The sequence below is a fragment of the Streptococcus castoreus DSM 17536 genome (genome assembly GCF_000425025.1).
In the GTDB taxonomy this organism is placed as follows: domain Bacteria; phylum Bacillota; class Bacilli; order Lactobacillales; family Streptococcaceae; genus Streptococcus; species Streptococcus castoreus.
Window position 1 is genome coordinate 14,254 of the sequence record NZ_AUKZ01000006.1, and the last position, 12,722, is coordinate 26,975.

The window sequence follows — 12,722 nt, forward strand, 5'->3', positions numbered from 1 at the left end:
ACCAAAACCATTATAACAGAAAATAAAAGAAAAAAGCGATATGATGATAAGAAAATTTCGGGTTCGCTTAGCATCACACCACTCCTCAACTTTTCTTTAAACTAACCAATTAGAAACAAAAGGCATACTAGCAATTATTTAGGCAATCATTGATTGCAAATGTAGCTAAAATTCTTAGTTTAAAAGGATTTTCACGGTTGCAGTACTTTTTTTAGTTTTCGATCAAAATCATAACGACTCATCATAATCACATGTTGACAGTTAGTGCACTGAATTTTAATATCAGCTCCTACTCTAAGTACATTCCACTGATTAGCCTTTTTACCAGTTTCTTTAATTACACAGGCGTGCGGTTTTTTCATTTCAACAAGTGATCCAACTTGATACATCTTTTTTCCTCACTCTTATTGTATTCACCATTTATGATAACAAAAAAGCTCCTAAAAGTGTACTGCCCCCAAAAATTTAGACAAAAAATATTAGTGAAAGGATTTGGTTCTGTATTGAACAGGACTAAGTCCTTTTAGTTTGGCTTTAATGCGTTTGTTGTTGTAGTAAAAAATATAATCAGTGATGGCTTGTTCCAGTTGCTCCAGAGACTTGAAAGTCTTCTCAAAGCCATAAAAGATCTCTGTCTTCAAAACACCAAAGAAGGATTCCATCATGCCGTTATCCGTGCTGGTTCCTTTGCGAGACATAGATGGATTATGCCTTTACTGTCAAGAAAACGATGGTAAGCTTCGTGCTGGTATTGCCAGCCTTGGTCACTATGGAGAATGGTATTTGGATACGCTGCTTCAGGAAATGCCTTCTCAAGCATAGACTTGACCTGCATGAGGTTAGGTGAGCGAGACAAGGTAAAATCTATAATTTCGCTGTTATAGCCATCCAGAATAGGCGACAGATAGAGTTTCTCAGAGCAATTTGGCAGAGCGAACTCGGTCACATCGGTATAACACTTCTCAAAAGGCTTCGCCCCCTCGAAGGCTCTGTTGATCAGATTAGGAACTTTCTTGCCTACATTCCCCCCTGTAGGACTTGTATTTCTTACGCTTGCGGATACGAACTGACAAACCTAGTACCTGCATCAAGCGTTGCACCTTTTTGTGATTGATAACATAGCCGCGGTTACGCAGCTCCAGGTAAACCCTGCGATAGCCATAATTGCCCTTGTGTTCCTCAAAGATAGCTTGGATATCAGCTTTTAGTGCTTTGTCTTTGTCCTCTTTAACCAGTTGTTTGAGCTGGTAATAGTAGGTGGCACGAGCTAACTTAGCTATTGCTAGAAGAAGGTCTAGTCGGAATCCTCCATTGACCATTTCTCTAACTGTTTCTGCCTTTCGCGCGCTAAGGATTCGTCCCTTAGGCGCAATTCCCTCAACTTTTTTAGATAGGCATTCTCCGTTCTAAGACGTTCATTTTCTTCCTGGAGTCGCTCCAACTCCGTCATCTCTTCCCAGGTCTTCTTTGGTTTGCACCCCATCTTTGGTGGCCTCCCTCTTGTTTTCTCAAGAATAGTATACCCGTTTTTCTTGTATTGCGCTATCCAGTTTGAAAGAGTTCCTTGATTTGGTAGAGCGTACGCAAGAGCTACTTGATTGAGAGTGTGACCATCAATAGAATCATATATTTAATGCCGGATTCTGCAACACTAAACTGGTTTGACAAAGACTTACTGGTTTCACTATTTTGCCATAGCTCATAGATTTGAACTTTGTCTTCATAACTCAATTTCATAAAATAACACCCCAAAAATTAGATTTTTCTGTCTAACTTTTGGGGTGCGGTTCAAAAGGGAGCCTTTTCTTTTTAGTTTGTACGGACTGGCGTGATTAACTGAATAAAGCTTTCTTCATCATCACCTGGTGTCAAGGTAAATGGTCGTACTGGTGACAAGAAATGAATTTTAACTGTTTCACTCTTGATAGCTTTGAGAGATTCAATAAGGTAAGTTGGATTGAAACTAATAGTCAAATCACTACCAGATTGGCTAACAATATCCAAATCTTCGTTTACTTTACCAACTTCTGGTGAATTAACGTGCGCTGAAATATGATTTTGAGTAATTTCAAGCTTAACGGTACCATTTTGAGTGGCATTTGAAATCAAGAACGCACGTTCCATAGCGTGGCGAAGTGATTGTGTATTGAAAACAACTTCTGTTTCAAATTGAGACATCAATAAGCGATCTGTATCTGGGTAGTTTCCTTCTAAAAGACGTGTGTAGAAAGAAATATGGTCACTTCTAAATAAGATTTGGCTTGGAGAAAAGAAGACTTCAACGATTTCAATATCATCAGTAAATACAGCAGAGAATTCTCTCAAAGATTTACTTGGAATAACCACATCAAAGTCTGTTGAAGTATTGTCCAAAGTAAGTAAACGTTGACTCATACGATGTGAATCTGTCGCAACAGCTTTAAAATCTTTATGATTGCTTAAGACGATATGTATCCCAGTTAGAATAGGGCGACTTTCTTGCAAGCTGGCAGCAAAAGCTGTCTCAGCAATAATGTTTTTTAATAATTTGGTATTTAATATTAAGGGATTTTCAGTTAATACCTCTTGAAGACGTGGGTATTGTTCAACATCTTTGCCTTTTAGAGTAATTTCCGATTTGCCACTTGTTAAAACAACTTGATGTTGATCAATTTCTTTAAATTCTAAACTAACATCAGGTAAACTAGAAACAATATTGATGAAGAAACTCGCTTCTAAGAGAATTGAACCTGTAGAAGTTATTAGTAAACCAGCATTTTCATTACTACTAGGAATTGTATTTTCAATAGAGATTTGACCATTAGATCCTGTTAGAGTAAGTTCAGAGGGACTAACATCAATTTTGATCGTTGAAAGGATAGGAATAGCATTTTTAGGGCTGATGGCTCTTTTGGTTGCATTTAATGCTTGAATGAATAAAGTACGATTTATAGAAAATTGAATCATGTTGACTCCTTTATTTTATAAGTATAATAAATAGTAGTAGTAGTAGGTCTTGTGCAAGTCGTGGATAAATGGCATAAACCTAATAAAAATAGGGAACAGAGATTGTTCACAACCTGTGGATAAAAGGTGTTTTAAAATATAAGTTATCAACAGATTCTATTTAATTTTATTTTTTATGGTTTCAATCTCAATTCGAAGGCTTTCATCTTGACCAATTATATTCTTGATTTTATTGTAGGCATGGAGAACTGTTGAATGATCTCTTCCACCGAATTCTTTTCCAATTTTAGGAAGGCTATTATCTGTCATCTCACGTGCTAAGAACATAGCAACTTGCCTAGCTAAAACAATATCTTGTGTTCGTTTGGTTGCCTTGATTTCTTTGACTGTAACATCATAGAATTTTCCAACTTGAGCTTGAATTTCTTCGATTGGGATAACAGTCATTTTAGGTGTATCTTGTTTTCTTGCTCGAATGGCTTCTGCAACAATATCAACGGTAATGGTGTCAATTTGTTTAAAATTTGCAACGAGACTAATATCCTTTAATGCCCCTTCTAAATCTCTAACATTAGAATCAAATTGACCTGCTAAATATTCAATAGTGTCTTGGGGAAAAATAAAATTGTATTCTTGAATCTTGTTGGTTAAGATAGCCACTCGTGTTTCAAAATCAGGTGGTGTAATGTTGACGGTTAAGCCCCACTTAAAGCGAGTTACCAAGCGATCTTCTAAATCATTGAGGTGATCTGGTGTCCGATCACTGGTTAAGACAATTTGTTTGTTGTTATTATGAAGGGCGTTAAAAGTATTAAAGAATTCTTCTTGGGTACCAGACAAAGTTTTCTTAGCTAGTGATTGAATATCATCAATTAAAAGTAAATCTAAATTACGGAATTTTTCTTTCAATTCATCCATAGTGTCAAGGCGAATATGAATAACAAACTCATTAATAAAATTTTCAGCAGTGATGTATTTGACTCTAGCCTTTGGATTTTCTAACAGCACGGAATTTCCAATAGCATTTAGCAAGTGAGTTTTTCCAAGTCCAGGTCCTCCCCAGATAAATAAAGGGTTATAAGTAGTGCCTGGGGTGTTGGCTACTGCTATTGAAGCAGCAACAGCCCAACGATTTTCATCACCTTGGATAAAATTTTCAAAACTATATTTTGGATTTAAGTCTGAAGTAATTGCAGGTAAAGGATTAATCACTTGTTGGTTGTAATTTTGGTTTCCTGAGTTTTGACTTTGCTCAACAATCAGATCTTCTTCAAAAGCATATTCAACGGCAATTTGAGCATTATAAATTTCAAAGCCAGCTGTTAGGATAACATCTTTAAGATTTTTCTCCCAAAAGAGTTCTTTCATTTGATCTAAATAAATGGTTGCCACATGATTTTCTACTTTTAGTAAGCGTGCATCATGAACAAAAAATTCATACGTTGCCTGTTTTAATTGGCTTTGAGCTAATTCCAAGACCCTATTCCAAAAAATTTGTTCATTTTCAGTCATATTAGGTTCCTTCTTGTGGATAATTCTAGGACTATTTTACCATAAATACCGATAGTTTTCCACAACACGAAAAATAATATTTTACTTACCCACAAGTTGTGGAAAAAGAATTAACAATGTGAATTAAAGTTTTCCACAACTTGTGGAAAAGTATAGTCACCTTGAAAATAAAAGCTTTCAGCTATCTTTTTCTTGTGTAAAAGTAGGTATAAAAAAACAGGTTATCAACAAACTAAAGAAGTTTGTTGATAATTCTGTTCAATTCTTCTTGATTGGAAAAGGACAGTTGCACTTGCCCCTTGTTATTTGTTTTAAAGATAAGAGTTACCTTTAAACCGAGAGATTTTGCTAGTTTTCTTTCTAATGAAGTGACAAAAATATCTTTATCCTTTTTTTGATTTTTTTTATCGGGTTTTGGCTTAACAATTTGTTCAATTTGTCTAACGCTTAGACCGTCATTAATAATTTTATGAAGATAAAAAGTTTGCTCTTTTGAATTGGTCAAAGTTAATAAAGCGCGTGCGTGGCCAGCGCTAATAATTCCTTCTTCCACTGATTGGATAATATTATCTGGAAGTTGTAAGAGACGTAAGATATTACTAATGTAGGATCTTGATTTTCCCATATATTTAGCAATCTCTTCATGAGTTACCTTATTTTTTTCAATTAGTAATCGGTAAGCTTTTGCTTCTTCGATAGCGTTTAAGTCAGCACGTTGTAGATTTTCAACGATGGCTTGTTGCATGCTCTCGAGTGTTGATATTTTTTTGATAATGGCTGGAATTTTGGTTAAACCAGCCATTTTTGAAGCTTTAAATCGTCTCTCACCAGCAACTAATTCATAGCCAAAAATTTCAGATTTTCTAACAATGATAGGTTGAATGAGTCCATTTTCTTTAATGGAATTTGCTAAATCTTCAAGTTCTTTTTGATTAAATTGAATCCTTGGTTGATAAGGGTTTGCAACAATATCTTCAATCGGAATCTGTACCAATATTCCCGTCATAAATACCTTTCGCTTGATAAAAGCTTAATCATTGTAATACCAATATAAACTGGCTCAAAGGACCACGATTTATTTGCTTATGTTAGTGATTGTCAAGAAAATCTTAAATTATTGATTTTTAGATAAATCTTGAGTTGTTTTTGTTAATTTGATGCTTACCTTTTTCTTCGTTGTTCCTCTATAGAAAGTTACTTTGATCGTATCATTAATTTCACGACCGTATAAATGGCTTTGGAGATCACTAATTGAGTTGACAGCTTTCCCATCAATTTCTGTAATCACATCATATTGAGCGAGTTTTCCAGTAGCTGGCATACCGTCTTGAACAGAGGCAACAACAATACCACCAGTAACACTAGTTGGAATATTAATTTGACTGAGTGCACTAGTTGATAAGTCACTTAAATTAACCATGGAGATACCAAGTGCAGGTCTAATGACTTCTTTATTGGTTTCTAGTTGTTTTATGATTTTGATAACATCACTAGACGGAATGGCAAAACCAATTCCTTCAACAGTTCCACTGTTGCCGTTGCTTCCGGTTGGTGTTGATGAGATCTTACTTGAATTAATACCAATCACTTGTCCTTCGATATTGATGAGGGGACCACCAGAATTTCCTGGATTAATAGCAGCATCTGTTTGAATAGCATTGGTTGATATAGTTTCTCCATTTTCATTTTTCAAAGTGACTGTACGACTTAAACTTGATACAATACCCTTTGTAACTGAATTGGCATATTGGGTTCCTAGCGGGCTACCAATGGCAATAGCAACTTCTCCGACATTTAGTTTTGTTGAATCTGCAAATTCAGCGACAGTTTTAACTTTATTTGAAGGAATTTTGACAACTGCCAAATCAGAGTAAGTATCGGATCCGACTAATTCACCAACAACTTTTGATCCATCAGCCATAAGAATTTCAATACGTTTGGCACCTTTAATAACATGATTATTGGTGACAACATAAGCAGAGTCACCATCTTTTTTATAAATAACCCCAGATCCTTCACTAAAGATTGCTAATCCAGCATCAGCATTTTTATTTTCTCTCGTTTGGTTGTCACCAAAAAGTTTTGTATAAGAGTTAGAAGAAGATGAAGAAGGATTATCCTGATAGTTAATAACAGATACAACTGCATTTTGAATGACTTTAACAGCTTTTGTAGTATTTGTTGTGTTATTAAAGATCATTTTACTTGTTGTTACATTCCCTGAGTGTGATATAGACGAGGAATTTTGACTAAAGTTATTGATTGTAACAATAGCTAGTGCTCCTCCTAAAAATCCAACGAATAAAACCCCTAAAGATTTTAAAATATGTTTCATAGTTGGCATGAAATTACCTCCAAATAATTTTTCAATAGCTTATAAAACTTTGCTTAATTATACCTTAAAAAAGACGAAAAGAAAAGTAATCCACAACTTGTGGATTACTTTTTAAAAACAATAGTAAAAGTTTTTACTATAGGATTTTGTAAGCACAAAAAAGTCAAAATCATGTGGATAAGCTGTGTAAAACTCGTTTCTTATGGTATAATTAATCTATGAAGATTAAACTAATTTGTGTTGGAAAGCTAAAAGAAAATTATTTAAAAAATGGTATTTCAGAATACCAGAAAAGATTGTCACGCTTTTGTCAATTTGAAATTATTGAACTGGTAGATGAAAAGACACCTGATAAGGCAAGCGATTCTGAAAATCAAGCCATTATGGCTAAAGAAGCACAACGTATCGAAAAAAGAATTGGGCAACGTGATTTTGTTATTGCGTTAGCAATCGAGGGCAATCAGTTTTCTTCAGAAAAATTTAGTCAACTAATATCGGAAACAGCAGTTAAAGGATATTCAAATATTACATTTATTATTGGAGGAAGTCTTGGGCTTGATTCAAATATCAAAAAACGAGCTAATTTATTGATGAGTTTTGGTTTATTAACCCTGCCTCATCAGTTAATGCGTCTAGTTCTTATTGAGCAAATTTACCGTACATTTATGATTGCTCAAGGAAGCCCTTATCATAAGTAAATAAGTGATAATTTGTTTCATGTGAAACTTTTAGTCTTATCATTTAGTTATCTACAAACTTATGGTTATACAATGAGTTGGCACTTTATTTTAAATTTTTGATAAAAAAAGCACCGAAAATCAGTGCTTTACATTATTTTTCTGATCCCAGCAGGATTCGAACCTGCGACCGTTCGCTTAGAAGGCGAATGCTCTATCCAGCTGAGCTATGAGACCTTAACTCCACCATTTTAACAGAAACTCTCTAAGGATGTCAATGATTATTTTAAGGAATAGAAAGTGAAGAGAAGAAAGAATAGTGCTATAAAGCTAAATTTCAAGTTAGCCATTGAGTAGAATTGTTTAGTAGTTTTATAATTCATCCCTTTGGAGTATAAAGGTCTTGTATCTCAGAGTTTTTTATTAAGTTTCAAATATTTTATTGAAAAATTTTTGAAAAAACTATAGACAAATCGAATCAATCTGCTATAATAATAAGAGTGTTACGGAGAGCGTTTCTCTGAAGCTTCTGGTCCGTTGGTCAAGGGGTTAAGACACCGCCTTTTCACGGCGGTAACACGGGTTCGAATCCCGTACGGACTATTGAGTTGTCATATGGCAATTTTTTTCTTTTTCCGGCATAGCTCAGTTGGTAGTAGCGCATGACTGTTAATCATGATGTCGTAGGTTCGAGTCCTACTGCCGGAGTGATAATACATTAAGATTCTTTGTTATTGTAGGACATGTAGCTAAGTGTAATGGGAATTAAATAAGTGGAAGAGACTGTTCAGCTGAACAGTCTCTTCCACTTATTTAATTCTTGTTTTGTATTGAGAAAAGATTAAACACAGAAATCAATTTTAAGGCTACCTCATTTTCTTTTTGTTTTTGTAATTCTTGGGCTTAAACCAAACGTGTTCTAATAAGAAATAAAGGATAATACCAAAGCAAGATAGAAATGAACCTAGTTTAAAACCATTTGGAACAAAGGTAAGGACTACTCGACTTTTTCCTTTTGGAACCGTTACTTGGAGAAATCCTCCTTGTGCTTTTGTGATAGGAAGTGATTGATTACCCTTCTTAGCTGACCACCCTTTATCATAAGGTATAGTAAAGATAAGTGATCCACCTGTTTTGGCATTGTAATCAGTAATAATATGATTAGTCTTAGTGTGGACAATGACTTTTTTTTGATTGATAGCCTTAATGGCTTCTAGATAAGGATCGACAGCTAAACTATAAAAATGTGGTACTTTAAAGTTAATGTGTTTATTCTTGGGAAAAATAAAGGAGAGAGTTACGGATTTTGCCTCTTCAAAATATCCCAAGTCAAAAAATGAAAATGCATTGTCAGTAGTGTAATGGTAGGTGTGACCGTCAATGCGAATGCTTACCCCTTTGGCATTTGGATTTGAAAAAATAATATCTGGTATACTTACGTACATTTGGCTACGTTTTGGTACTGACACCTGATAATTAATAATTGTTGTTTGTTCTGAATCAGAAGTTTGTCCTGAGATTCTCTGATTAAATTCTTTAGCACCTGAAATTAATCGGGAAGGTTGAAGTTGATAATAAGAAAGTGATTTTCCACTTAATTGATTTAATAGTTTGGTTTGGTTGTCAAGAGTATTGACACTTAAATTGACATCCTTGTAAATATTATTAGTCAAAATAGCCAAAGGACTACTATAGTTATTTTGGTATAAGATCATGTTCCCACTTTTTTTGACATTTATAAAGCCAAATTTTGTTAAAGATTCTTGACTAAGGTTATATTTAATACCAAGCAAGCTATCCATAATCAGAGTATTATTTTGGTATCGAAGATTTAAATTTGTTCCAGAAGATTGAAATCCTAAACGATCCATTAAAGAACTTGATAAACGATTTCGGATAGATGAAAACTGTGAAATGCCATGATAGTTATATTTCATGCTGTCATTTCCAGTTTGAGGCGAAAGACGTTCAATTCTAAAGAATGATTGATTATTTTTTGACACTTGCTTAACAAGGTTGTCAATATCTTTTAAATGATTATTATAACTTTGTCGTGTGGGAAATACCCACTCTTGATTAATCCCATTAAGTTGGTAATAAGTATTTAAACCAGCTTCTAAAGAAGTAAACAGAAGTGTAAAGCTAACTAGAAAAGGGATAGGAATTTGATCTTCCCATTTCTTAATCAGCAGTATTGTGTAGGCCAATAAGAAAGCGATACTTAAAAAGAACAGGTTCAGTGTTAAAAACTCATATTTTTGTTTGATGAGGTGTGGAGTTACTAGAATTAGACTGAGAAAAATAAAGGCGGAACTTACTTTTATGCTAGTAAACTCTTCTTGTTTAGAGAGTGCTTCGCAAGCTAACAAGATAATCAGCACTGAGAATGTCCAAGCATAACGATGTAAAAACATATTTGGTTCATGCATGCCTTGCCAAAAGAGGTCTAGAGGCTGTAAGTAGAAACTTGATATGATAAAAATTAAGAGTAAGCCATTTGCTAGTTTTGATTTCCAAGAAATACTTGTCAAGGTGAAATAGATAATACTAAGAAGTAAAGGGAGTAACCCTACATATATCATAGGAAGAGCGTTAAATTTTGTCGTATCGTAAACTCCTAAGGATAGTTTAGCAGGTAAATCTAGATACCAAGCATTTTCAGTAACTATCTGTTTTATCCGAGAAAATGATTCCCCATAACTTGACAGATCTAAATAGGTGGGAAGTAGCATGATGGCGCTTGTTAGAGCAGCACATATTGACATAACTGTAAACCTTGCAAAAGCTATTAAAGCCATTTTTAAAGATTTGAGTTTTAAGAGACAGACCAAGCTATAAAAGAAAAGAAAAATTGCTACCATGTATCCAAAATAATAATTTTGGATAAAGAGAATGCTCAATGAAAGGTAGTAAAGACCTGTTTTTTTCTCAATTAGAATCCTGTTCAATCCTAGTAGAATCAAAGGAAGAAGAATAAAGACATCTAGCCAGCTATTAAGTTCCAGTTGACTTGTCAAAAAACTCATTAAGCTATATGAAACCGAGATTGAGATAATGAGATAGGTTTTTATTTGAGGATAAAGTTTGTGGAATGAGAAAGAAGCTGACAGTCCCATCAATCCAAATTTGATTAATGTGAAGAGATAAATAGCGTCTGGCATAGACACTAAGTCAAAAAAGAAAACAAAAGGAGACAGAAAACTTCCTAAGTAATAACTTATAAGAGCATAAAAATTTAAACCAAGACCACTTGTAAAGGTATAAAATAAACTATCAGAACCATGGAGAATATTTCGAAGAGTTTGTGCGAAAATAACATATTGGTGAAAGGCATCGCTAGCTAGAATAGTTTTTTCACCATTATAAGAGATACCCATTGATAGAAGTCCAAAAAACATGATTCCAATAGGTAAGAAGAAACTGGCAAGGGTAGCAATTGTCCACTTATTACATTTTTTCATAAGTAAAGGGTTCTTTCATTTTTAGGGATTTTAAAAAGAGGCTAGGAAGAATTTCTTCTCAGCCCTCTCGTCTATGAAAAGTCATTAGTTTGCTAATTTAAGATAGAAAAATAAGACCTTAAAAAGAATATTTTTCTATCTGAGGTAATTTTGTTATTTCCAAAGTTCAGCAACTCTGGTTTGAACTTCCTCATTTTCAAGGAATTCGTCGTAAGTTTCGTCAATACGGTCAATAACACCATTTTTTGAAATCACAACAATATGGTTAGCAATGGTTTGGATAAATTCGTGGTCATGACTGGCAAAGACAACAGATTCTTTAAAATCTTTAATACCATCATTAAGACTTGAAATGGATTCTAAATCCAAGTGATTCGTAGGGTCATCAAGGATAAGAACGTTTGATTTCAAAAGCATTAATTTAGAAAGCATCACACGCACTTTTTCACCACCAGAAAGAACGTTTACGGATTTTTTTACTTCATCTCCTGAGAAAAGCATGCGTCCTAAGAAACCACGTAAAAAGGTATCATCATCTTCACCTTTTGAGGCAAATTGCCGTAACCATTCGAGAATAGGTTCATCTGTCATAAAGTCTTTTGAATTATCTTTTGGAAGGTAAGAGCGGCTTGTCGTAACGCCCCATTTAATGGTTCCTTCATAGTCAATATCATCTGCAAGGGCACGCATAAGAGCTGTTGTTTGGATGTCATTTTGACCAATAATAGCAGCTTTATCACCTGGACGGAGAATGAAACTAATATTGTCAATAATTTTTTCACCGTCAATAGTTACGGAAAGATTTTCGACAGTCAAAAAATCATTTCCCATTTCTCGCTCAGCTTTGAAATTGATAAATGGGTATTTACGACTTGAAGGAACAATTTCTTCTAATTCAATTTTATCAAGCATTTTTTTACGAGAGGTTGCTTGTTTTGATTTAGACGCATTTGCTGAGAAGCGTGCCACGAATTCTTGTAATTCTTTAATTTTTTCTTCTGCTTTGGCATTACGGTCGGCTTGTAAACGAGCTGCTAATTCAGAGGATTGTTTCCAAAAATCATAGTTTCCAACAAAAAGTTTGATTTTACCAAAATCAAGGTCAGCCATGTGAGTACATACTTTATTTAAGAAGTGACGGTCATGGGATACAACAATAACCGTATTTTCAAAATCAATCAGGAAGTCTTCTAACCATGAGATTGATTGAATATCAAGTCCGTTGGTGGGCTCATCAAGTAATAGCACATCTGGTTTACCAAAGAGAGCTTTAGCAAGAAGGACTTTTACCTTTTCCCCATTGGCTAGTTCACTCATACTTTGGTAGTGTAATTCTTCTGGAATATTTAGATTTTGTAATAATTGTGAAGCTTCACTCTCAGCTTCCCAGCCACCTAATTCAGCGAAGTTACCTTCAAGTTCAGCAGCACGAACACCATCTTCCTCTGAGAAGTTCTCTTTCATGTAAATGGCATCTTTTTCTTTCATGATATTGTAAAGTTGTTCATTTCCCATGATAACAACATCAATGGCGCGTTCTTCTTCATAATCAAAGTGATTTTGTCGAAGAACGGAAAGACGTTCGTCAGGTCCTAAGGAAATATGACCAGTAGTTGGCTCAATATCTCCAGCTAGGATTTTTAGGAAGGTTGATTTTCCTGCACCGTTAGCTCCAATTAAGCCATAAGTGTTACCAGCTGTAAATTTAATATTGACTTCATCAAAAAGTTTTCGATCACTAAAGCGTAGTGAGACATCAGAAACTGTTAGCAATTTGTCACCTCATCTTAT

8 protein-coding genes, 3 tRNA genes and 1 pseudogene are annotated in these 12,722 nt (G+C 34.5%); 3 read left to right on the forward strand and 9 right to left on the reverse strand.

Annotated elements, in window-relative coordinates:
- Positions 1–191 precede the first annotated feature (191 nt).
- From H346_RS0102440 to H346_RS0102480, 6 genes and pseudogenes are all read right to left on the reverse strand, one after another.
- The gene (locus H346_RS0102440) at positions 192–389 is read right to left on the reverse strand and encodes a DUF951 domain-containing protein (protein WP_027969688.1); all 198 of its coding nucleotides are present in this window, start codon (positions 387–389) and stop codon (positions 192–194) included.
- 90 nt (positions 390–479) lie between these two features.
- Positions 480–1,737, reverse strand: a pseudogene (locus tag H346_RS10450) (IS3 family transposase).
- Between the two features lie 72 nt (positions 1,738–1,809).
- Complete coding sequence (gene dnaN, locus H346_RS0102465; protein WP_027969691.1) at positions 1,810–2,946, reverse strand: DNA polymerase III subunit beta; 1,137 nt, start codon at positions 2,944–2,946, stop codon at positions 1,810–1,812.
- Positions 2,947–3,102: 156 nt separating this feature from the next.
- Positions 3,103–4,458: a chromosomal replication initiator protein DnaA gene (gene dnaA / locus H346_RS0102470; RefSeq protein ID WP_027969692.1), complete on the reverse strand. Its 1,356-nt coding sequence runs from the start codon at positions 4,456–4,458 to the stop codon at positions 3,103–3,105.
- A 232-nt stretch (positions 4,459–4,690) separates the two neighbouring features.
- Positions 4,691–5,464: a ParB/RepB/Spo0J family partition protein gene (locus H346_RS0102475; protein ID WP_027969693.1), complete on the reverse strand. Its 774-nt coding sequence runs from the start codon at positions 5,462–5,464 to the stop codon at positions 4,691–4,693.
- 108 nt (positions 5,465–5,572) lie between these two features.
- On the reverse strand, positions 5,573–6,802 hold the full coding sequence (locus tag H346_RS0102480; RefSeq protein WP_027969694.1) for a S1C family serine protease: 1,230 nt from the start codon (positions 6,800–6,802) through the stop codon (positions 5,573–5,575).
- Positions 6,803–7,011: 209 nt separating this feature from the next.
- Between H346_RS0102480 and rlmH the strand changes: the two genes are divergently transcribed.
- Positions 7,012–7,491, forward strand: coding sequence for a 23S rRNA (pseudouridine(1915)-N(3))-methyltransferase RlmH (gene rlmH / locus H346_RS0102485; RefSeq protein ID WP_027969695.1), 480 nt, complete (start codon positions 7,012–7,014; stop codon positions 7,489–7,491).
- 142 nt (positions 7,492–7,633) lie between these two features.
- Here rlmH and H346_RS0102490 read toward each other — a convergent pair.
- Positions 7,634–7,707, reverse strand: a tRNA-Arg gene (locus H346_RS0102490).
- A 294-nt stretch (positions 7,708–8,001) separates the two neighbouring features.
- Between H346_RS0102490 and H346_RS0102495 the strand changes: the two genes are divergently transcribed.
- Both H346_RS0102495 and H346_RS0102500 read left to right on the forward strand, forming a co-directional pair.
- Positions 8,002–8,073: transfer RNA gene (locus H346_RS0102495), tRNA-Glu, on the forward strand.
- A gap of 31 nt (positions 8,074–8,104) precedes the next feature.
- Positions 8,105–8,178, forward strand: a tRNA-Asn gene (locus H346_RS0102500).
- Positions 8,179–8,336: 158 nt separating this feature from the next.
- Here the strand turns inward: H346_RS0102500 and H346_RS0102505 are convergent.
- Both H346_RS0102505 and H346_RS0102510 read right to left on the reverse strand, forming a co-directional pair.
- The gene (locus tag H346_RS0102505) at positions 8,337–10,931 is read right to left on the reverse strand and encodes a YfhO family protein (RefSeq protein WP_027969696.1); all 2,595 of its coding nucleotides are present in this window, start codon (positions 10,929–10,931) and stop codon (positions 8,337–8,339) included.
- 153 nt (positions 10,932–11,084) lie between these two features.
- Positions 11,085–12,704, reverse strand: coding sequence for an ATP-binding cassette domain-containing protein (locus H346_RS0102510; protein WP_027969697.1), 1,620 nt, complete (start codon positions 12,702–12,704; stop codon positions 11,085–11,087).
- Between the last annotated feature and the right edge of the window lie 18 nt (positions 12,705–12,722).